Origin of the sequence: Nonomuraea sp. CA-143628 (genome assembly GCF_050942315.1) — a bacterium.
In the GTDB taxonomy this organism is placed as follows: Bacteria; Actinomycetota; Actinomycetes; order Streptosporangiales; family Streptosporangiaceae; genus Nonomuraea.
Genome location: NZ_CP192072.1, coordinates 10757885 through 10779461 on the forward strand (window position 1 = coordinate 10757885; position 21577 = coordinate 10779461).

The following is a 21577-nucleotide window of genomic DNA, read 5'->3' on the forward strand; positions in this document are numbered from 1 at the left end:
GTTGCACTGGCGCGCCCCGGACGGTGTTGGGCGCGCGAGTGTGACCATGCTGTACGGGTCGACAGGGCCAGGGCGGCGCACGGGTGGCGCCTGTGGCGGGAACAAGTCCGCTGAGGGAACCCCTTAGGGACACCTGCTGGGACGATTCTTCAGATGGTCTTGAATTCCACTTCCGGTTCCTCGGCGGAGACGGCGGCGACCAGCACGCCATCATGGTGCAGGTGGTCGCGGGCGGCGGTGATCGCCTCGGGCGTGGAGGCGAACACATGCCCGGCGGCATCGAGTCGGGCGATGACGCCCAGCGTATGCAGGGCCTGGTGATGACCGTTGCGGATGCCGGAGACGTAGACGGAGATGCCGCGACGTTCTAGCCGGGTGATGGCGTCGCCCAGGATGAGCGCGCCGCTGGCGTCGATGGTAGTGACGCGCGACATACGCAGGATGACCACGGAAACGGCCGCGACTTCGGACAGTTCCAGCAGGAAGCGGTGAGCGGCTGCGAAGAACAGCGGCCCGTCGAGCCGGTAGGCGACGATGTGCTCGGCCAGCAGGGCATGCTCTTGCTCAGTGTGGTCGCCGGGCAGGTCAGGGCGGATGGGTGTCTCGTCCAGGCGGACGTTGCGGGCAATAGCACGTAGCGCGAGTGCCCCGGCCACGATCAGCCCGAGGATGACTGCCTGGACCAGATCAAGGATCAGCGTGGCCAGCGCGGTCAGGCCGAGCACGACCGCGTCTCCGCGGGTGGCGCGCGCCATTGCCTTGACCGAACCGACCTCGACCATCCGCACCGCGGTGGCCAGCAGCACCCCGGCCAGCGCAGCCAGCGGGATGAGTGTGACCAGATCGGCCGCCGAGTAGACGATCACTGCGAGGATGGCGGCGTGGGCGAGCGCGGCCAGACGGGAAGTGGCGCCGGAGCGTACGTTGACTGCGGTACGGGCGATGGCGCCGGTAGCCGGGACCCCGCCGAACAGTGGGGTGAGTAGGTTGGCCAGGCCCTGACCGAAAAGCTCGCGGTCCGGATCGTGCCTGTGGCTGACGCTCATGCCGTCGGCCACCGCCGCCGAGAGCAGCGATTCCAGTGCGGCCAGCGCGGCCACCGCGACCGCAGGGGCCAGCAGCGAGCCGAGCGCCGCCGGGTCGAGGAAGGCCAGCGATGGCGCGGGCAGCCCGGCGGGCAGCGCGCCGATCCGCATCAGCGGAGCGTGCGTCAGCTCCGCGACCACCGTGGCCGTGGCCACCGCGATCAGGGAGAACGGCACCGTGGGCCGCCGGCGGGCACCGGCGAGCATGAGGGCGGCCACGGCCAGGGTGGTCACCGGCGCCCCCCACGACGGCTCGGCCCAGAAGGCTTGCACCGCGTGCCAGGCCACCAACAGCACCTTCTCACCCTCTGGCGTGGGCACGCCAAGCGCGGAGGGGATCTGCTGCAGGCCGATGACACAGGCGATACCGATGGTGAAGCCCTCCACCACCGGGGCGGGCACCAGGGCCATGTAGCGGCCCGCCCGCGCCAACGCCAAGGCGATCAGCATCAGCCCGGCCAGCATCCCGACCGTCAGCACGCCGCTCGCGCCGTAGGTGTGCACGATCGGGACCAGCACCACGGTCATCGCCCCGGTCGGCCCGGACACCTGCAGGGCGGAGCCGCCGAAGACGGCGGCCAGGGCGCCGGCGATCACCGCGGTGGCCAGCCCCGCCGCCGCGCCCATTCCCGAGGAGATGCCGAAGCCCAGCGCCAGCGGCAATGCCACGATCGCCACCGTCAGCCCGGCCAGTAGGTCACGCCGGGGATGGCGGCCGATGGCGGCCAGCTCGCGGCGTTCGGGCAGCACCGCGCGCACCCGGGCCCAGCCCGAGGAGATCCTGGGGTTCACGAGGTGCTCTCCTCCGCCTTCAACAGTTCATCGAGCAACTCGTGCTGGCCGGTCAGCTTGTGGGTGAGCAGCTGACGGGCGGCGCGCAGCAGGTTGGCCACGTCCCCGCCGGACAAGCTGTAGACCACGGTGGAGCCGTCGCGGTGCGCGCTGACCATGCCCGAGCGCCGCAGCACGGCTAAGTGCTGCGACAACCCGCTGGCCTCCACCTCAATGGCGGCCAGCAGGTCGCGCACCGGCTGTGGCCCGTCCTGCAGCAGTTCCAGCACCCGGATCCGCACCGGATGGCCCAGCAGCCGAAACAGCTCGGCCTTGGCCTCGTACAGCGGCACCGAGTTCACGAGATCGGTCCCTCGACGTGTCCGGCATCCCGCTCGCCGGGTATCTCGGCGGGCGAGTCGATCGAGACGCCGTGGCGGCGGGCGAAGCGCTGCATGTCCTCCCAGTCCGCCTCGGCCAGCAGCACCGTATCGGCGTCGCCGGCACGGCGAGCGGCCTCCAATGCCTCACGCGCGCGGTCGGCCCGCTCCCGCACCGTGGCGATGAACGACTGGCTCACTAGACCTCCCGTATCAGGAAACTCTCGCCATGCAGGATGTAGTAAATTGCGCATCTTCGCAATTCCGCGATGCTGGCGGGCTCTTCTGAAACTCGTTGATCTCTCGGTGCAAGCGACGGTCCCAGCGGCCCAGCCGAGCGGCCGGTCGGGACGGCCGGTCGGGACGGTCAGGAGAACGCGTGGGGGGCGCCGATCGCGCTGGGCACCCAGCGAGGCGTGTCGGCGGCCTCCTCGCTGATCGAGGTCAGCACGGCCTGGCGGTAGAGAGCGAGCCTGGAGCGCCACGCGCCGATGTCCTCGACGTAGCGGGTGCCTACAGGGGCATCCCACGTCTGCGGGCTCTTGGCAAGCTGGTACGCCTTGTCAAGGGCCGTTGTGAGGCCCTCTAGCAGGGGTAGGACGGTCTGCCAGGCGGTGACCAGGCGTTGGTACTCGGGATTGAACTCCCAGGCCCTTGGGTGGGCTTCCAGGGGGTTGCCGTTGCCGTTCACGGGTGGGTTCTCGCCCGGCTGGCGGGGTTGAGGGGCGGGCGGGTCCAGGTACATCACACGCTCCTCTCGTGGGTTCCCGGCCCGACCGTGCCGGGCGGCCCATCAGGCTGAATGTCTCTGAGCGCCCACACGCCCTTGCCGTACTCGCCCTGCGGCACCTGCACGCTCGGCATGTCCATGGGCTGAACGTCACGGGCGTGTTCGACCAGGGTCCTGAGCGCGTCGGTGTCCAGCGGCTTCACGTCGATGGAGACGACGTCGCCGGCCCACTTCCCGGCATCTGCCCCTTGCGCCGCGTAGACGGTCGTAGCGGTGGTCTCACCGGTGGAGGTGTCGGCGGGCGGGGGCGTCGCGCTGTCGGTGGCAGGCGGTGAGGTGGAGCCACCCTGGTCCGCCGACGGCTCGGTGGGCGGCACCACGACCGGCTCGCCGACAGTGGGCATCGAGACATCCGTGGCCCGCTGCCCCGAGGGATTGGTCGGTGTCGTGTCACCTGCTCTGTTGTCGGGCACCTGCTGGCCTGGCGGGGTGGTCGGCGTCACATCACCAGCCCTGTGATCCGGAACCTGCTGACCCGGCGGGTTGATCGGCGTCACATCACCAGCCCTATGGTCCGGCACCTGCTGACCCGGAGGATCCGTCGGTGTGACCACCGACCCGTCGCCGGTCGAGCGCGTTCCCGTGTCCGTTCCCTGGCACTCACCGGTGTCGGTCGTGGCCGTGGGCGTGTCCGCCGTCGCGGTGGAGTCGGTGGTCGGGGCCGTTGGGGTGGAGTCGGCTGTCTGGGCCGTGGCAGCCGTGTCCGCCGTCGAGCCCGATATGCCGTCCATGGACGGCGTGCTGGTTGCGGAGGCTATATCCCCAGTTGATGGGGTGTGGTGGCCCGTGGATGAGGCGGTGCTGCCGGGGTCGATCGTCCCCGGCTGGCCGTCGGGGCTGATGTGCCTGGGTGCCCACTCGCCCGTGCCGTACTCGCCCGCCGGGACCTCCACTCTCGGCATCTCGGCCGGCTGGATGTCGCGCACGTGGTCCACCACCGTCGACACCGTGCCGGGGTCCAACGGCTTGGCATCGATGGACACCACGTCGCTGCCGTCGTTGGCCCAGGCGTTGACGTCCGCGCCGTGCGTGGACGCGTCGCCGGAGACCGAGGGCATCTCGGCGGGCTGCACCTTCTCGATGTCGTCGAGCAGCGCCCGCAGCTCTTCGGCCGTAGGCGGATCAATGGGCACCTGGAGCACCTTGACACCGTCGACCACGATGACCCGCGGTTTGTGCGGGTCGGAGTCGTCGGGATGGTCCTTGGCCGGGGTGTCGATGATCCCACTGTCGGAGTCGGCGCCGCGATCTCGCCTACTGGCGATGTCGTCGTCCTTGGGATCGTCACCGGTGTCGGGCGTGATGTTGTCGACGTCCGGTTTGTCGTCACCCGTCCTGGTGTCCGGCTTGTCCTCACCGGTCTTGGCATCCGGTTTGTCGTCCTCGCAAGCCTTGGCATCAGGCTTGTCTTCGCCCGTCTTCGCGTCCGGCTTGTCATCCGTCTTCGCGTCGGGTTTGTCCTCGGTCTTCGCGTCCGGCTTGTCCTCGCCCGTCTTGGCATCCGGCTTGTCGTCGGTCTTCGCGTCCGGCTTATCGTCCGCCTTGGCGTCGGGCTTGTCGTCGGTCTTCGCGTCCGGCTTGTCATCCCTCTTCGCGTCAGGCTTGTCATCCGCCTTGGCATCCGGCTTGTCGCCCGTCTTCGTGTCGGGCTTGTCCTCGCCGGTTTTGGCGTCCGGCTTGTCGGCAGAGGTGCCGTCGTCCGCTCGCGGGTTCTCGTACTTGGACCGCTCATCGCCTCGGTCCTTCTTGGGCTCGTCGCCGTCCTTGGCGTCGCTGCCCACCGTCGGCGCGGCCTCCTTGGCCTGATCCCCCACCCGTGGGTGATCGGCCTTCTTCTCCAGCAGCCCCAGCCGGGCCGTCACGTCACGGACCATCACCTCGGCGGCGTCGGCCACCTGGACCGGGCGATGGGTGGTCTGGGTGGCCAGACCCGCCCCGCTCATGACCTGCCCGACACGGCCCTCGACCGACCGCATCTGCGTGACCGCGTGCTTGACCTCGGCCAGCAGATCACGGACCAGCTTGGGATCCATGCCGTCGAACTTGCCCATGGGTCACTCCCGGACGTCTCGCCGCTCCGGACTTCACCGTAAAGGGCCTGCTGGCATCGCCGCAGCCGGGATAATCAGACGGTATACGTCAGGGGTCCTCCAAGCCGTACACGCCGACCGGACGAACCGGGTGGGCAGACCGGACAGACCGGACAGACCGAATAGGCCCGCCGGGCAAACCAGGCGGACGGGCATACGGACGAGCCGGGCGGACGAACAGACCAAGACCGACAGGCCAGATCGATGGACCGGACGGACGTGCCGAGCGGGCGGACCAGGCCGACAAGCCGGACAGGGCAGGCGGCCGAGGGACCCCGCGGATGGAGATATAGACCGGCTAGGCCGACAGACCGCGTGGTCAGTCGTCCGTGGCGACGTAGCCGATGATGCCGCGTAGTTTCTCCACCGGGATCGCCCCCCGCCTGAGCATCCGCGGCACCGCCGTGGTCAGGTCCAGGATCGTGGAGGGTGTGTTGTCCGTGGTCTTGCCGCCGTCCAGATAGACCGCGACCGACTCACCCAGCTGCTCCTCGGCCTCCGCCGCCGTCATGGCCGCCGGAGCGCCCGAGCGGTTGGCGCTGGAGACGGCCATCGGGCCGGTCTCCTTCAGCAGGTCGAGCGCGACCGGGTGGAGCGGCATGCGCAGCGCGACCGTGCCCTTGGTCTCGCCCAAGTCCCAGGACAGCGCCCGGTTGGCCTTGCAGACGAGCGTGAGCGGGCCGGGCCAGAAGGCGTCGATGAGGTCCTGACCGTACGGTCCCAGGTCGTCGACCAGGGCGTTGGCCGCCCTGACGGTGCCGACGAGGACCGGTGGCGGCATGTCGCGGCCGCGGCCCTTCGCCTCGAGCAGGGCGGTGATCGCCGCGGGTGTGAAGGCGTCGGCGCCTATCCCGTAGACCGTGTCGGTCGGCAGCACTACCAGCTCGCCACGGCGTACGGCGGAGGCCGCCTCCGCCAGGCCCTCGGCCCGCTGCTCCATGTCCGTGCAGTCAAAGCGTCTTCCCACGGTCTTATCGCCTCGCTCCGCTCGGCGGGGAGCGGCGCTCTCGAGGCTCCCCCCTCCTCATTCGGTCACTTCGCGACCTCTCGCCGTCAGGAGGAGGCCGCGCCGCTCGCGTGCATCCTAGTCCTGGCCAAGTCTGGCCGTGACGAAGCGGTCCCTGCGGGTCAGATCCTGCCGCAGTCGTACGTCCCGCCAGCCGTTGTCCTCAGGGAAGGTCAGGTAGACGGCCCTGCCCTGCTCGTCGGCGTGTTCGACGGAGACCCAGCCACCGGGCCGCAGCAGGCGGCGCGCGGTACGTTCAACGGCGCGCACCTCGCCCAGACCGTCGTCCCCGGTGCCGTAGAGGGCCCGCGAGGGATCGTAGTCGCGCACCTCGGGGTCACGCGGAATCGCGCCAGGAGGGATGTAGGGCGGGTTGGAGATGACCAGGTCGACCTTGCCGTTGAGCTCGGGCAGGGCTTCGGCCAGGTCGTCCGGATGCAGGTGGGTGCGGCCCTGGCCGTGTTCGGAGATGTTGCGCTTGGCCCAGCCGTACGCGCCGGGGTCGACCTCGACCGCGTGCACCTCGGAGAGCGCGACCTCCTGGGCGATCGACAGCGCGATCGCGCCCGAGCCGGTGCCGAGGTCGACGACCAGGGGCGCGGCGACGTCCATCGCGCGCAGCGTCTCGATGGCCCAGCCCGCCATGACCTCGGTCTCGGGCCGGGGTACGAACACGCCGGGCCCGACCGCGAGCTCCAGGTAGCGGAAATAGGCGTGGCCGGTGATGTGCTGCAGCGGCTCGCGAGCCTCGCGCCTGGCGACGCCCTCCCAGAAGAGCGCGTCGAAGTCGGCGTCCTTGACCGTGTGCAGCTCGCTCCTGCGCACGGCGTGGACGAAGGCCGCGATCTCCTCCGCGTCCGTACGCGGTGAGGGCACACCTGCCTCGGCCAGCCGTGCGGTGGCGAGGGCGATTTCGTCCAGCAGAAATGTCATGAGTGTTGTGCGAGCTTCTCCGCCATTTCGGCGTCGATGAGGGCCTGGGTGACGGCGGTGAGCTCGCCGTCGAGAACTTGGTCGAGGTTATACGCCTTGAAGCCGACTCGGTGGTCGGAGATGCGGTTTTCCGGGAAGTTGTACGTGCGAACCCGCTCGGAACGGTCGACCGTCCGCACCTGCGACTTGCGTTCGGCCTGCGCGGCGGCCTCGGCCTGCTCTTGGGCGATGGCCAGCAGCCGGGCGCGCAGGATGCGCAGCGCCGACTCCTTGTTCTGGAGCTGGCTCTTCTCGTTCTGGCAGGAGACCACGGTGCCCGTGGGCAGGTGGGTGATCCGGACCGCCGAGTCGGTGGTGTTGACGCTCTGGCCGCCGGGGCCGCTGGAGCGGTAGACGTCGATGCGCAGCTCGTTGGGGTCGATCTGGATCTCGACGTCCTCGGCCTCGGGGTAGATGAGCACGCCCGCTGCGCTGGTGTGGATGCGGCCCTGCGACTCGGTGACGGGCACCCGCTGCACACGGTGTACGCCGCCCTCGAACTTCAGCCTGGACCACACGCCCTCGTCGCCCTTGGCCTTGATCGCGACCGTGACGTCCTTGTAGCCGCCCAGGTCGGAGTGCTGGGTGTCGATGATCTCGGTCTTCCAGCCGAGCCGCTCCGCGTAACGCAGATACATCCGGAGCAGGTCGCCGGCGAACAGCGCGGACTCCTCGCCGCCCTCGCCCGCCTTGATCTCCATGATGATGTCTTTGTCATCGTTGGGGTCACGCGGGATGAGCAGGTGCCTGAGCCGCTCCTCGAGGCGCGGGATGCGCTCCTCGATCTCGGCCGCCTCCGCGGCGAAGCCCTCGTCCTCGCCCGCCAGCTCCTTGGCCGCGGCCAGGTCGTCGCGGGCCGACGCCAGCTCCCGGTAGGTGCCCACGATCGGGGTCAGCTGCCGGTAACGCCTGCCGAGGGTGCGGGCCTTGTTCTGGTCGGCGTGCACGGCGGGATCGGCGAGCTGCAGCTCCAGCTCGGAATACTCCTTGAGCAACTCGTCGAGATTCACCGTGTGTCCTTCGTCTGGGGTGTAACGGTCTCTTCACCAAGAACGCCGACCCGGCGCACGTGAGTGCGTCCGGGTCGGCGTCGGTGAAGCTAGTTGCCCGAGGACTTCTTGCCGAAGCGCTTCTCGAAGCGCGCGACCCGGCCGCCGGTGTCGAGGATCTTCTGCTTGCCCGTGTAGAACGGGTGGCAGGCCGAGCACACGTCGGCGTGGATGACGCCGTTCTTGGCGGTGCTGCGGGTGGTGAACGTGTTGCCACAGGTGCAGGAGACCTGGGTCACGTTGTAGGCGGGGTGGATGTCGGGCTTCATTGCTGTCCTTTCGAGGTGCGGTCGCCGGGTCGCCAGAAGTCGCGATCGAGCGCGGGCGGGAGCCGGAACCGCTGCGGGTCAGCTACCAGTGTGCCAGATGCTGTAACCGTCCCAGGCCACTGGGCATTCCCGGAACCTTATAGCGGACTCACTGTCGTCACATTAGGCTCCCGCGCACAAACCATTACTTTCATCCCATAAGGACTGCGATCAGATGAAGAAGGGGCTGCGGTCGCTACTCGCGACCGCTACGGGGGCCGCGCTTCTCCTCGGATGCGTGAACCTCCCGGCCGCGCAGGCGGCCAGTGCTGGAAGCGACTTCAACGGGGCGGCTACGTCAGACGCGTTCATCCCGGTCGACCGGGACATCGAAGTCAGCGTCACTCTCAGGCTGAAGGACCCGGCGACCGTCACGGCGGCCGTCACCGGAAGCATCACTCCGCCCGGCAAGTCGGGACGGGACGTGGACTTCGACTTCCGACCGTCTTCGGCGAGCAAGGCCACGGAGACGACGATCACCGGCAGGTTCGGCATCGGCAAGGACGACCCTGCCGGCGACTGGAAGCTGAACGTCAGTGTCCCGCGCGCTTCGGGCACCGGAAACAACGCCTTCGTCCTCAATGTCTCCGGCAAGCAGGGCATCACCAGCGGGGGCGTCACGCCCAACCCGGTGCGCCTGGTCAAGGGCAAGGACGTCAAGGTCTCGGTGAAGGCTTCGGTGACCGATGCGGATTCGGTCTCCGCGAAGCTCATCAGCGAGGAGTCCAACGAGTCCTACGACCTGGGCGACCTGGAGCGCGGCTCCGACGACTATTACCGGGGCAGCACGTTCTTCAGCGACGACACGCCGCCCGGCGACTGGACGCTGGAGGTGTACGCCAACCGCGGCGGCCAGACGCTCAAGGGCGTCAGCTCCTTCACCGTCGTCGCCCCGGCGGGCGGCGCCTCGAAGAAGACCAAGGTCAGGATCACGATCAAGGCCCCGGCCAAGGTACGGAAGGGTGCCTCCGCCACGGTCTCCGGCAAGGTCTATCGCGGCTCCAAGGGGTATGCGAAGAAGAAGCTGGAGGTCTACTTCAAGACCAAGGGCACCAAGACGTACAAGCTCCTGCGCTTCGTGCAGACGAACTCGACCGGCAAGTACGCCAAGTCCTTCACCATGAAGACGGACGGCTACTTCCGCGTCAAGGCGCCCGGCACTAGCAGGACCCGCAGCGCGCTGTCGCCGCAGGAGTTCGTGGACGTCAGGTAGTCGGCGTCCCGGACATCCGTGGGACGCCAGATAGTCGGCGTCCCGCACATCCGTGGGACGTCAGGTAGTCGCCGCCCCACAAAATCCGTGGGAAGTCAGTTGCTCGCCCCCCACACACAATCCGTAGGACGTCGGATAGTCGACGTCCCACGGATTGTGTGTGAGTCAGTTGGTCAACGGCCCAGACTCTCGTGGGCGTCAGTCGGTCAACGGCCCAGATAGGTGAGTACGGCGAGCACTCGCCGATGGTCCTCGGGCGCCGGCCCGAGGGCCAGCTTGGCGAAGATCCCGGAGATGTGCTTCTCCACGGCCCCTTCGGTGACGACCAGCCGGGCGGCGATGGCCGTGTTGGAGCGGCCCTCGGCCATCAGCGCCAGCACCTCGCGCTCGCGCCGGGAGAGCGTGTCGAGCGGGGCGCCACGCCGCTGCCTGCTGAGGAGCTGCATCACCACCTCGGGGTCGATGACCGTGCCGCCCGCCGCCACCTGCCGTACGGCCTCCAGGAACTCGGCCACGTCGGCCACCCGCTCCTTCAGCAGGTAACCGACGGCCGGGCCGATGAGCTCGCCCGCGTAGCGTTCCTCGACGTATTGCGACAGCACCAGGATCGGGAAGTCCGGCCTGGCCGCCCGCACCTTCAGCGCGGCGCGCAGGCCCTCGTCGGTGTGACTCGGCGGCATCCGGACGTCGACGATCGCCAGGTCGGGCGCATGCTCCTTGACCGCGGTGATCAGGGACGGCCCATCGGAGACCGCCGCGACGGTCTCGATGCCTCCGTCGGCGAGCAGCCGGGCCAGCCCCTCGCGGAGCAGTACGGAATCCTCGGCGATGACCACGCGCATGTGCAATGCCTACCACTCACAGGGCAACTCCGCGCGCACGAGGGTGGGACCGCCGACGGGGCTGTGCAGGATGAGCACCCCGTCTATGGTGGCCGCCCGGTCGGCTAACCCTGACAGGCCGCCGCCCGCGCTGACCAGGGCGCCGCCGATGCCGTTGTCCCACACGTCGACGATCACCTGCCGGTTTTCCTTGGTCACCCGCACGGACGCCTCCGTGGCGGCCGAATGTTTGGCCATGTTGGCCAGGGCCTCGGCCACGATGAAGTAGGCGATGCTCTCCACGGCCGGGGGCGGCCGCTCGTCGGCCGTGCCGAGCTCGACCGCCACGTCCACGTGCACCGGCGCCCGCGCTGCCAGCCCGGACAGCGCCGCGTCGAGCCCCCGGTCGCTCAGGATGGCCGGGTGGATGCCCCTGGCCAGGTCGCGTAGCTCGGCGATCGCGGCCTTCGTGCCACTGTGCGCCTGGGCGATCAGCAGCCTGGCCTCTTCGGGGGCGTGGTCGAGCTTGGCCTGCGCCCGCCCGAGGTCCACCGCGACGGACAGCAGCCGCTGCTGGGCGCCGTCGTGCAGGTCGCGTTCGATCCTGCGGCGCTCCGCCTCGGCCGCGTCGATGCCCCTGGCCCTGCTGGCCCGCAGCCGCTCCTCCTCGCTCCCGCTGAGCAGCACCACGGCCAGCGTGCCGTGCAGCCAGGCCATCCCGCGTACGGCATAGGCGGTCACGGCCAGCATGCAGAAGCCCAGGATCGTGCCGAGCACCGCCCCCGGCCAGCTGTCGAGGGCCAGGGCATCGTTGAACCGCAGCACCTCACCCTGCGCGTGCCAGAAGGGCGCGGTGATCAGTGTGAGGGTCCCCACCCATGACAGAGCGGACACCACGAACTCCACCAGGCTCAGCGGGAACAGCAGTAACAGATAGCCGAGGTCCTTCCAGGTGGCCGGATCCTTGTACAACCACCCCACATGAGCGCCGATCCCCCGCTCGGGACGGGCGCGGTAGGGATCGGCGATCCGTACGCCCAGTGCGGCCCGCAGGACCCGGCGCTCCAGCATCGCCGCTCCGCGACACGCGAACGTGGTCAGCAGCACCAGCGGGATGCCCACCCAGAAGATCACCAGCATGATGGAGAACGGCACCGCTATGGCCAGCAGGGCGAACCAGCCGACCCCGAAGGCCAGACTGACCAGCATGTAGGGCACGGCCCGCCACGTGGCCGGATCCACCACAACGCCAATGGGCCCCCGGGGCCCCAACGGCACGCGCTCCCTCAACGGCACAGCAACCATGCCATCAAGGGTGCCCGGCCGACGGGCCGCTGAGAATGTGGCGGACTTCCGTCCTCAGGTGGGGTTATCCCCAGTGGCCGGTCTCACTGCCTCGCCACAGCCCCACCCCCGGGGGGGTCAGCGGCTGTGCCCCTTGCGATGGCTCCCCGGGTGGTCCGTCATATGACCGCCTCGAGCCCTGTGACGGTCCGTGAGTGGCTGAGGTCCTTTGCAGGGATAACCCCCCTCCGGGAGGACGAAGAAGACGGTCCGTTGTGGCTGGGGTCCTTAACGAGCGAAACCCCCTCCGGGGGAGGGAACGAAGACGACCCATCGTCGCCGCAACACCTACGAAGGGACTCCCCCTCCGGCCGAGCGGACGAAGACAGCCCATCGTGGCAGGCCGCCCCTTGTAGAAGCAGCGGCCGTGTCCCTGGAGGCCCCAGACCCCTTGTGGGGCCCGTGATACATGCCGTACCAGAGAGAGAAGGCCGTACAAAGAGAAAAGGGGGCGGCAGAGAAGAACTCTGCCGCCCCCTTTCACCAGCGTCAGTCGCGGTCGTTGCTCACCGTGGTCTTCTGGACCTGCAGGAGGAACTCGGCGTTGGACTTGGTCTCCTTCATCTTCTCCAGGAGCAGCTCCAGCGCCTGCTGCATGTCGAGCGCGTGGAGCACCCGGCGCAGCTTCCAGACGATCTGGAGCTCGTCCTTGGCCATGAGGATCTCTTCCTTACGGGTGCTGGACGCGTCGACGTCCACCGCGGGGAAGATGCGCTTGTCGGCCAGGGAGCGGCTGAGCTTGAGCTCCATGTTGCCGGTGCCCTTGAACTCCTCGAAGATGACCTCGTCCATCTTGGACCCGGTCTCGACCAGGGCCGTGGCGAGGATCGTCAGCGAGCCGCCGTTCTCGATGTTGCGGGCGGCACCGAAGAAGCGCTTGGGCGGGTAGAGCGCGGTCGAGTCGACACCACCCGACAGGATGCGCCCGCTCGCGGGAGCCGCGAGGTTGTAGGCGCGCCCGAGGCGGGTGATCGAGTCGAGCAGCACGACCACGTCGTGGCCCAGCTCCACCAGGCGCTTGGCCCGCTCGATGGCGAGCTCGGCGACCGTGGTGTGGTCCTCGGCGGGACGGTCGAAGGTCGAGTGGATGACCTCGCCCTTGACCGACCGCTGCATGTCGGTGACCTCTTCAGGCCGCTCGTCCACCAGCACGACCATCAGGTGGCACTCGGTGTTGTTGCGGGTGATCGCGTTGGCGATCGCCTGGAGGACCATCGTCTTACCGGCCTTGGGCGGCGAGACGATGAGGCCGCGCTGGCCCTTGCCGATCGGCGAGACGAGGTCGATGATCCGCGTGGTGAGGATGTTCGGCTCGGTCTCGAGGCGCAGGCGGTCCTGCGGGTAGAGCGGCGTGAGCTTGTTGAAGTCGGGCCGGTTGCGGGCCTGCTCCGGGTCCATGCCGTTGACGGTGTCGAGGCGGACCAGAGCGTTGAACTTCTCGCGGCGTTCGCCGTCGCGCGGCTGCCGGACGGCGCCGGTGATGACGTCGCCCTTGCGCAGGCCGTTGCGGCGGATCTGGGCGAGCGAGACGTAGACGTCGTTGCTGCCGGGCAGGTAGCCGCTCGTCCTGACGAACGCGTAGTTGTCGAGGATGTCGAGGATGCCGGCGATCGGGATGAGTACGTCGTCGTCGCCGATCACGGGCTCGTTGCTCTCGAAGCGGTCACGGCCACGGCCGCGGTTGCGCTCCCTGAACCGGCCCCGTCGGCCACGACCGCCACGGTCGTCGTCGTCGCCGCCACCGCGCGGATCGTTGCGCGAGTCGCCCCGCTGATCGTTGCGGGAGTCGCCGCGCTGGTCACCGCGCTGGTCGTTGCCGCCACGCGGGTCACCGCCACGGCCGCCGTCGGCGACGCGCTCACGCTGGTCCACGCGACCGCCGTCACGGCCACCATCACGACCGCTGTCACGGTTGTCACGACCGTCTCGGCCATCGCGGCTGTCGCGAACATCACGGCTGTCGCGACCGTCACGAACATCGCGGCCGCCCTCACCGCGGTCGTTGCCGCCACGGTCACCACGCTCACGGCGCTCGCCTCTGGTGCGCCGCTCACGGCGGCTCTCACCACGGTCGCCACGCGGGTCGAGCTGGGTGTCGGCGGGCTGTGCCTGCTCCACGACCGGCTCTGCCGGGGCGGCGGCGGCCACGGGCTCGGGGGCCGCGGCCACCGGCTCGGGAGCCTGCGCGACGGGCTCTTCAACGGTCTTGGGGCGGGAACGTTCCCGGCGTGCCCTGGTGGGCCGCTCCGCGGCGGGCGCCGCGTCGGCGGCGGCCGGGGCCTCGGCTACGGCAGCGGGCGCGCCTTCTCCGGTGCCGCCACCCTGCTTCTCCTGGATGGCCGCGATGAGCTGGCTCTTCCGCATGCGCCCGGTGCCGCTGATGCCCAGCTCAGCGGCCATTTTCTGCAGCTCGGGCAGCACCTTGGCGGACAGGCCGGTGCCGGAGCGACGCGCACGGGGCTTGGCCGCGGCGCGGGTGGGGGTGTCGCCGGACGCGGGCTGCGCAGGTGAGCCTGGTGCGTCGGAGAGGAGTTCGGTGGTGTCGCTCAACTAAAGGTCCTTCCCAGGGGTCGGGCGCCGGTTTTGTTCTGCCGGGCGTCCCGGAGGTGCTTGCGATCCGGCGGGACAGACCGGGTCGGGGTGCACGTTGCGATCTTCGGCCGCCGCTGGGGACGACCGCCACTCTTGGGGAGAGGCACGTCCAAGCGGCCACAGGACAGTGACGCGTGGATGACACCCCTCAGATTGCTGTCGCCAGCCAGATGTCGAGGTGATTCGAACGCGCAGACCCCCGTCGTCGCCGCCTCACGTTGGGCCAACCGGGTGTGGGCCAACCGGAGGCAACGGATTCCGGGGAGACAGCCGCGCTGCACACGCCTCGCGACGTGCAGCATTATGCAGCGATGTGTGGCTGACAAGCACGCACCCACCAAGGGGGCATCTGGTGCGGCTATCAGCCTAACATCACCAGCGCACACGGCTATTCCCTGAAGGTCTAAAGAGGCATCAGCGTGTCTCGGGGAACTGAACGTTCGCACCAACCGGGTCGACGTCCATAAGCTGGATGTGCCAGTCATTACCCACTTCTGGCGCGATCAAATCCTGCGAATCCGATGTCGAAAACGCAAGAACTGTGGGACCTGCTCCCGAAACGACCGCAGGCACGCCCACTGCACGGAGACGTTCTACCAGATCCGCGCTGGCCCGCATCGCAGGCGCACGGTATTTCTGGTGAAGTCGGTCTTCGGTGGCGGCGAGCAGCAGCCCGCGCTCCGGCCGCTGGGTCAGCGCCGCGATCAGCAGCGCAGCCCTGCCGGCGTTGAAAGAGGCGTCCTTGTGGGGCACGTCCTTCGGCAACAACCCCCGTGCGGTCTCCGTGGCCAGACGCGTCGCCGGAACGAACACGACAGGCTGGATGCGCACATCCGGGAGCAGTTTCACCATACGCGGTGATCCGGAGTGGTCGGTCCACGCAATCGTCAAGCCTCCGGCCAGGCATGGCGCGACATTGTCGGGATGCCCTTCCATCTCGGTGGCCAGGGCGAACACTTCGTCGTCTGAAAGGCCGTATCCGTCGGGGAATCCGGCCGCGCGCGGCCCCCCGTCGCCGGTTTCCCCACTCGTGGATTCGCCGGGCCGGGCCAGCGCCCGGGCGGCCAGAATGCCCGCGCAGATCGCGGCCGAGGACGAGCCAAGGCCGCGGGCGTGCGGGATGCGGTTGAGACAGTGCAGCCGGATGCCCTCGGGCTGGGCGGCCCCCATGCGGTCGAACGTCCTGCGCATGGCCTTGACGACCAGGTGTCCTTCACCGAGGTCGAGCTCGCCTTCGCCTTGTCCTTCGACGGTGACGTGGACGCCCCGCTCGCCGGTCAGCGTGGCCCGGACCTCGTCGTACAGCCCCAAGGCCAGGCCCAGGGTGTCGAAGCCGGGGCCCAGGTTCGCCGACGTGGCAGGCACACGGATGTCAACGGTGCTCATTCGCCTGATCCTTCTCCCGCCGCCTTCAGGGGACGGGCCTGTTTTCCGTACGGCAAAGCATCCGTGCGGCAAAGCTTCCCGTACGGCAACGCTTCCGTACGGCAACGCTTCCGTATAAAAGCATCCGTAGGGCAAGCAGAGCGCGGGCCACGGCATGCGCCCGCACGCTGTACGAGTCCCGGCGGTCCTAGCCCAGGTTGAGGGCGGCCGCGGCGGCGTGGACGTCGATGGGGATGGTGACCGGAGCCGGCGCGCCGGCGATCGCCCAGTCAGGGTCCTTGAGGCCGTTGCCCGTGACCGTGCAGACGATGCGCTGCCCGGGCTCGATGAGCCCGCGCGCGTGCGCCTGAAGGAGGCCGGCGACGCTGGCCGCCGAGGCGAGCTCGACGAAGACGCCCTCCTCCTGGGCCAGCAGTTTGTACGCGGCCGCGATCTGCCGGTCCGTGACCGACTCGATGGCGCCACCGGACTCGTCGCGCGCCGCCGTGGCGAGTTGCCAGGAGGCGGGGTTGCCGATGCGGATGGCGGTGGCGATCGTGTGCGGGTGGGCGACGGGCCCGCCGTTGACGATGGGTGCCGCCCCGCTGGCCTGGAAGCCGAACATACGCGGCGCCTTGGTGGCGATCCCGTCGGCGGCGTATTCGCGGTAGCCCATCCAGTAGGCCGAGATGTTGCCCGCGTTGCCCACCGGGATGCAGTGGATGTCGGGCGCGTCGCCGAGCGTGTCGACGATCTCGAAGGCGGCCGTCTTCTGGCCCTGCAGCCGGAAGGGGTTGACCGAGTTGACCAGCGCGATCGGATAGCTGGACGACAGCTTGCGGGTCATCTCCAGGCAGTCGTCGAAGGAGCCCTCGACCTGGAGCAGCGTGGCCCCGTGGACGAGCGCCTGGGCCAGCTTGCCCATCGCGATCTTGCCTCGCGGCACCAGCACGGCGCAGGTGAGCCCGGCGCGTACGGCGTAGGCGGCGGCCGAGGCCGAGGTGTTGCCGGTGGAGGCGCAGATGACCGCCTTGGCTCCCTCTTCGACGGCCTTGCTGATGGCCATCGTCATGCCACGGTCCTTGAAACTGCCCGTCGGGTTGGCGCCCTCTACCTTGAGGTAGACGTCACACCCGGTCAGCGCGGAGACGCGGTGCGCGGGCACCAGCGGCGTGCCGCCCTCCAGCAGCGTGATGACGGGCGTCTTCGTGGTGACCGGAAGGCGCTCTCGGTACTCCTCGATGAGGCCACGCCACGACCTGCTCATATTGACTCCCTACCTGCGGTCTTGGGCACCGAGTGTACGGGGTCCCGGCGGTGTTCACGGAGTCGAGTCCCGGGCCGCCGAGCCTCAGCCGCAACAACCCATATTTCAGGAAATTCTCAGCATCTCCCGGTAAGGTCCCCGGCAGGGGGGTCACCACCATGAACGCGCGTCCTGCCATGACGCAGAACGACTATTCTCCGCTGTCGCCGCCAGAGCTCGGCACCTGGTCACCGGCCCTGTCCGTGAGCGTGGTGATACCCGCGCACGGTGGGCCTCATCTGGAGCTGACGCTGGCCGCGCTGGCCGCTCAGACGTACCCGGACCATCTCATGGAGGTCCTGGTCGTGGACGACGGCAGCGAACCGCCGATCCGGCTGCCGGAGATCCGTCCGGTCAACACCCGGATCGTCCCGGTGAAGACCGGCTGGGGCATCTCGAACGCCGTCAACACCGGCGCCAAGGCCGCCGACGGCGAGATCATCCAGCGCCTCGACGCCGACATGGTGGCCTGCCGCGAGCACATCGAGGCCCTGGCCCGCTGGCACCACGTGACCGACTATCTGGTCACGATCGGGATGAAGCGCTTCATCGAGGTGCCGACGATCACCGCCGAGCAGGTCTTCCGGGCGGGACACTTGGGAGACGTGTTCGACCTGGCGTCGGGCGTGTCGAGCTCCACAGAGGCGACGATCGCCAAGACCGACGGGCTCCGCAAGAGCCGCAATCCCTACCACGTGTGCACGGGACCGACCTTCGCCCTTCCCCGTGAGGTCTTCCACGCCGTGGGCGGTCTCGACCCGAACGTCGTACGCGGTGAGGACACCGAGTTCGCCTACCGGCTGGCCATGCACGGTGTCGTGTTCATCCCGGACATGGAAGCGCAGGCCGTACATCTCGGGCTGCCCGCTCAGCACCGCGACCGGGATCGCGCCGTGCGGGCCGTCGAGCCGTACCTGGCGCACCGGGTTCCGCTCCGCCGCGACCTGCGCAAGGACCAGGGCCGCCGCTGGATCGTGCCGTACGTGGAGATCGTCCTGGACGTCACGGACACCTCGGAAGCGGTGGTCCGGCAGGCGGTGGCGGCGGCGCTCGACGGCAAGCTTCAGGACATCGTGGTGACGCTGGTGGGTCCGTGGGCGCGGCTGCACGACGGGCGGCGGGCCGTACTCAGTGACCCGCTCTTCGAGATGCGGCTGATGCGCGACCTGTTCGCCCACGACGAGCGGATCCGGCTGATCGACGAGGCGGCCCCGACACCGGCACCCGCGCCGTTCCGCTACCGGGGGCCGATCGACGTGCCGCTGCACAAGGCGACGCTGGAGCGGATGATCGAGACGGTGCAGAAGGACCTGACGGGCGTGCTCGTCGTGGACCTGCCCGACGGCCGCGCGGCCCGCCTCGAACGCACCTCCGCCCTGGGCCGCGCCCTGCTGCTCGCCGCGCCGGGTGACGATCTCGACGAGATCATCCAGACCACGCACGGCGTACGGCACGAGGACCCGGACCGCTATTGGCCCCCGGCCCCGCAACCGAAACCCACGGCCGAGAAGACGGCAGCCCCGAAGGTGGCGCCCCAGAAGCCCGCCGCGCCGTTGCCGCCGATCGTCACGGTACCCACCGCCGAGGAACGGACCCTCCTGGGCCGCCTCAAGTCCGCGCTCCGGCAAAGTTAAAAACGCAGGCTAGCCGCGCAGCCTCTTACCCAGGGCGCGCTTGACCGTGGTGGCCAGCAGGACTTTCATGCTCTGCTGGGCCCGGTTGGCGGCGGCCAGCTGACGGCGCAGCGTGCTGACGTCTCGCCGCAGCTCCACCGCGCTCTTGCGCCAGCGCCCCGCCTCGTCGCGCCACTTGGTCACCTGCGCGCGCAGCCGTTCGGCCTCCTTGGTCAGCCGCGCCACGTCGGCCTCCGCCTTGAGCCTGGCCCGGTAGGCGCTGCGGCGGCCGAGCAGTTCCGCAGCCTCCTCGGCGAACCCGTACGTCTCGCCCTCCACCCAAGCGACGCCCGCCACGTCGTCCACCGCGTCGTCGAGCTCCTCGCCGGGGCGTACGACGATACGCGCCCGGGCGAAGGAGGAGGCGCGCTCCAGCCGGGCGGCCACGACGCCGTCCTTGGACTCGTGGAGCAGGACGTTCACCAGCCCCAGCCCTTCGCCGCGGGCCAGGTCCAGCAGCCGGGCCAGGCTGTCCTCCCCCGGCACCCAGCCGGCGGGCAGCCGCAGCACGTACGGCACGCCGGGGTCGACCTCGCCGGAGACCGCGAGCCGTACCCGGCCCTCGTGCAGGTAGTGGCCGTGGACCAGCACCTGGTCGAGGTCGGGGTCCTTCAGCGGCGCCCGGCGCTCGCGACCGAGGGAGTCCCAGGGACCGACCACGACGATGGACAGGTCCAGCATGGTGCCCGCGAGCAGGGCGTCGACCGTGGCGCGGACCTGCTCGTAGCCCGCGGTGCCGTCGACGACGATCGCGATGTACGGGACCTTCCACTGACGGGAGGGGTGCGAGCGGAGCCACCGGTAGGCGGGGATGCGGTCGGCGACGAACGCGTAGCTCACCCGGTCGATGGGCCGCTGGTCGCGCATGCGCATGGTCGGCCCGAGATGGTAGGCGCGGGCCTTGGGCTCGGGTACGAACACCGCCCCGGCCTGGTAGAGCCGGTAGCCCATCTCCGTGTCCTGGCCGAGGATCAGCTCGTCGTCCATCGTCCCGGCGGCGGCGACCAGCCGGGCGTTGACCGAGGTCGCGCCGCCGACGTGCAGGCTGAAGGGGCGCTGGGTGTTGTCGGTGAGGCCGTTCGTCCGTTCGATGAGGTCGACGATCCAGGCGTGCGGTTCGGCCGGTTCGAAGGCCTTCTCCAGGTCGTCGGGCAGTTCGGCGGGAAGCGGCGCGTCGGTGAACCTGATGTAGCTGGTCACGGCCAGATAGGGCGCGGCGTGGTGCCAGCGCATGTGCGCCTCGATCGAGCCCGGAGTGAGCACGACGTCGGAGTCGAGCCAGTGGATCACGTCGCCGGTGGCCTCGGCGAGCCCGGCGTTGCGCGCGCCGGCCCGCCCCGGGTCGTGGCAGACGATCAGCCGGGTGCCTTCGGGGCGTTCGGCCGGCAGCCGCAGGGGCGGGGAGCTGCCGTTGTCGACGACGATGACCTCGATCAGCGCGGCGGGGTAGGTCTGCCGGGCGAGCCCGGCCAGCGCCAGGTCGAGCTTGTCCTGGCCGCCGTACGCGGGCACGACCACGCTGACCCGCAGCGTGGGCGTGTAGGTCTCCGGCGGTTCGAGCATCCGGTAGTCGTTGCCGCGAACCCTCGTGCCGCTTCCAGTAGCAGCCCTCATGCCGCTTCCAGAAGCAGGCTCGGGCGGAAGCCGCGCCACTGGTTCGTGGCGACCTTCAGGAAGTGGGCGAGCGGGAGTTGCCAGGTGTGCTGGTCGCTCAGCGTGCGCCGGAGCATATAGCCGAGGCCGTGGGTGCGGTAGATGCTCGCCCCGGCCGCCTGGGCGGCCTTGAGGAAGTCCCTGTCCACCGCCCGCGGCTGGGCCGGAAATCCCCCTAAGTCCTGAAATATCGTTCTTGAGGCGAGAATCGTGCCGCCTGCCACATGATCGCTGGATACCTCGCTCGGATAAGCGGCGCCACTGGCGAACGTGGTACGTCTGATCGTGGCGTGCAACGGCTCAAGGTAAAAGAATTCGGCCGTCGTGCCCACGATGTCGGCCCCCGAATAGGACGCCGCCATGATCAGGTCGGCGAGGTGGTCGGGGCCGTACCAATCGTCGTCGTCCCACTTGGCCACGTAGTCGCCGGCCGCCAGGGCCGCGGCCTCGTTCAGCACCTCGCCGAAGGACGTCGTGGCCGGGGCCTCGACCCAGCTCACGGGCAGGGGACAGCTCTCGACCGCCTGCCGTACCTGCTCGAAGGGGACGCCATGCAGGCCCAGCAGTACCTCGATGTCGGCGTCGCGCTGCCGGGCCATCTGCGCGAGCGCCCCGGCGACCAGCGCTGGGCGCCTGGTGGACATGACCACGCTGATCCGCGGCGTACGCGAGGGCGGCAGGCGGTGGGTCAGGCGGCGCAGCCGGACGCTGTGCTCCTCGCGGCGTAAGTCGGCCAGTGACCTGGGGCCGGTCCCGGTGTGACCGAGCCAGTCGCGGTCCGTGAGCAGCGCCGCCAGCTCCGGGGGGACCCAGGCAGGGGCGTCGTCGGCGGTCAGCGGCACGCCCGCCGCCGCCAGCCGGACCAGCCCGGCGAGCGGCACCTCGTGATCGGGCCACTCGATCTCCAGGCCGCGCAGCGGGCGCAGCGACGGCACGTCGGGCTCATGGCCGTCGACGGCCCATCCGGTGAAGGCCCCGGGCAACTCGGCAGGGCGGCCCTCACTCCAGTGCAGGCGGGCGAGCCCCTTCTCCGGGGTACGCGCGAAGCCGCAGGGGGTGACGGACATGGTGCTCCTCGACCGACGGGGACTCAGTCAGGCGCCTACCTTACGCCGGTCTGACACCCTCTGAGACGTTGAGTTCACCTTAGGTGTGGATG

At 69.5% G+C, this 21577-nt stretch carries 18 protein-coding genes; 2 read left to right on the top strand and 16 right to left on the bottom strand.

Going from position 1 to position 21577, the window contains the following annotated elements:
* Positions 1–149 precede the first annotated feature (149 nt).
* From ACQP2T_RS48795 to rpmE, 9 genes are all read right to left on the bottom strand, one after another.
* On the bottom strand, positions 150–1877 hold the full coding sequence (locus ACQP2T_RS48795; RefSeq protein WP_433511625.1) for a SulP family inorganic anion transporter: 1728 nt from the start codon (positions 1875–1877) through the stop codon (positions 150–152).
* Positions 1874–2218, bottom strand: coding sequence for an ArsR/SmtB family transcription factor (locus ACQP2T_RS48800; RefSeq protein WP_433511626.1), 345 nt, complete (start codon positions 2216–2218; stop codon positions 1874–1876). The genes ACQP2T_RS48795 and ACQP2T_RS48800 overlap by 4 nt, the downstream gene beginning before the upstream one ends.
* Positions 2215–2436: a hypothetical protein gene (locus ACQP2T_RS48805; protein ID WP_433511627.1), complete on the bottom strand. Its 222-nt coding sequence runs from the start codon at positions 2434–2436 to the stop codon at positions 2215–2217. Before ACQP2T_RS48805 ends, ACQP2T_RS48800 begins: the two co-directional genes overlap by 4 nt.
* A 167-nt stretch (positions 2437–2603) precedes the next feature.
* Positions 2604–2981 (bottom strand): hypothetical protein, encoded by a 378-nt coding sequence (locus tag ACQP2T_RS48810; protein ID WP_357942654.1) that lies wholly within the window; start codon positions 2979–2981, stop codon positions 2604–2606.
* Positions 2981–5077 carry a hypothetical protein gene (locus tag ACQP2T_RS48815; RefSeq protein ID WP_433511628.1) on the bottom strand — a complete coding sequence of 699 codons (2097 nt, stop codon included), beginning with the start codon at positions 5075–5077 and terminating at the stop codon, positions 2981–2983. Before ACQP2T_RS48815 ends, ACQP2T_RS48810 begins: the two co-directional genes overlap by 1 nt.
* A 358-nt stretch (positions 5078–5435) precedes the next feature.
* Positions 5436–6083, bottom strand: coding sequence for an L-threonylcarbamoyladenylate synthase (locus ACQP2T_RS48820; RefSeq protein ID WP_433511629.1), 648 nt, complete (start codon positions 6081–6083; stop codon positions 5436–5438).
* A 117-nt stretch (positions 6084–6200) separates the two neighbouring features.
* The gene (gene prmC / locus ACQP2T_RS48825) at positions 6201–7055 is read right to left on the bottom strand and encodes a peptide chain release factor N(5)-glutamine methyltransferase (RefSeq protein WP_357942650.1); all 855 of its coding nucleotides are present in this window, start codon (positions 7053–7055) and stop codon (positions 6201–6203) included.
* On the bottom strand, positions 7052–8104 hold the full coding sequence (gene prfA, locus ACQP2T_RS48830) for a peptide chain release factor 1 (protein ID WP_433511630.1): 1053 nt from the start codon (positions 8102–8104) through the stop codon (positions 7052–7054). Before prfA ends, prmC begins: the two co-directional genes overlap by 4 nt.
* A gap of 89 nt (positions 8105–8193) precedes the next feature.
* Positions 8194–8412, bottom strand: coding sequence for a 50S ribosomal protein L31 (gene rpmE, locus ACQP2T_RS48835; protein WP_225290356.1), 219 nt, complete (start codon positions 8410–8412; stop codon positions 8194–8196).
* 214 nt (positions 8413–8626) lie between these two features.
* Here rpmE and ACQP2T_RS48840 point away from each other — a divergent pair, with 214 nt between their 5' ends.
* Positions 8627–9664: a hypothetical protein gene (locus ACQP2T_RS48840; RefSeq protein ID WP_433511631.1), complete on the top strand. Its 1038-nt coding sequence runs from the start codon at positions 8627–8629 to the stop codon at positions 9662–9664.
* Positions 9665–9870: 206 nt separating this feature from the next.
* On the opposite strand, the gene ACQP2T_RS48845 is transcribed toward ACQP2T_RS48840, so the two are convergent.
* From ACQP2T_RS48845 to thrC, 5 genes are all read right to left on the bottom strand, one after another.
* Entirely contained in the window at positions 9871–10506 is a 636-nt protein-coding gene (locus tag ACQP2T_RS48845) for a response regulator transcription factor (protein ID WP_358427004.1), read from the bottom strand.
* A 9-nt stretch (positions 10507–10515) separates the two neighbouring features.
* Positions 10516–11727, bottom strand: a complete 1212-nt coding sequence (locus ACQP2T_RS48850) for a sensor histidine kinase (protein ID WP_433511632.1) — start codon at positions 11725–11727, stop codon at positions 10516–10518.
* A 591-nt stretch (positions 11728–12318) separates the two neighbouring features.
* Positions 12319–14379 (bottom strand): transcription termination factor Rho, encoded by a 2061-nt coding sequence (gene rho / locus ACQP2T_RS48855; RefSeq protein ID WP_433511633.1) that lies wholly within the window; start codon positions 14377–14379, stop codon positions 12319–12321.
* A gap of 456 nt (positions 14380–14835) precedes the next feature.
* Complete coding sequence (locus ACQP2T_RS48860; protein WP_433511634.1) at positions 14836–15807, bottom strand: homoserine kinase; 972 nt, start codon at positions 15805–15807, stop codon at positions 14836–14838.
* Positions 15808–15994: 187 nt separating this feature from the next.
* Complete coding sequence (thrC, locus tag ACQP2T_RS48865) at positions 15995–17053, bottom strand: threonine synthase (protein WP_358537157.1); 1059 nt, start codon at positions 17051–17053, stop codon at positions 15995–15997.
* A gap of 158 nt (positions 17054–17211) precedes the next feature.
* Here thrC and ACQP2T_RS48870 point away from each other — a divergent pair, with 158 nt between their 5' ends.
* Entirely contained in the window at positions 17212–18726 is a 1515-nt protein-coding gene (locus ACQP2T_RS48870; RefSeq protein ID WP_433511635.1) for a glycosyltransferase, read from the top strand.
* Positions 18727–18735: 9 nt separating this feature from the next.
* Here the strand turns inward: ACQP2T_RS48870 and ACQP2T_RS48875 are convergent, their stop codons facing one another.
* Together ACQP2T_RS48875 and ACQP2T_RS48880 are read right to left on the bottom strand one after the other, a co-directional pair.
* Positions 18736–20379, bottom strand: a complete 1644-nt coding sequence (locus tag ACQP2T_RS48875) for a glycosyltransferase (RefSeq protein WP_433511636.1) — start codon at positions 20377–20379, stop codon at positions 18736–18738.
* Positions 20376–21485: a glycosyltransferase family 2 protein gene (locus ACQP2T_RS48880; RefSeq protein WP_433511637.1), complete on the bottom strand. Its 1110-nt coding sequence runs from the start codon at positions 21483–21485 to the stop codon at positions 20376–20378. Before ACQP2T_RS48880 ends, ACQP2T_RS48875 begins: the two co-directional genes overlap by 4 nt.
* Positions 21486–21577 lie beyond the last annotated feature (92 nt).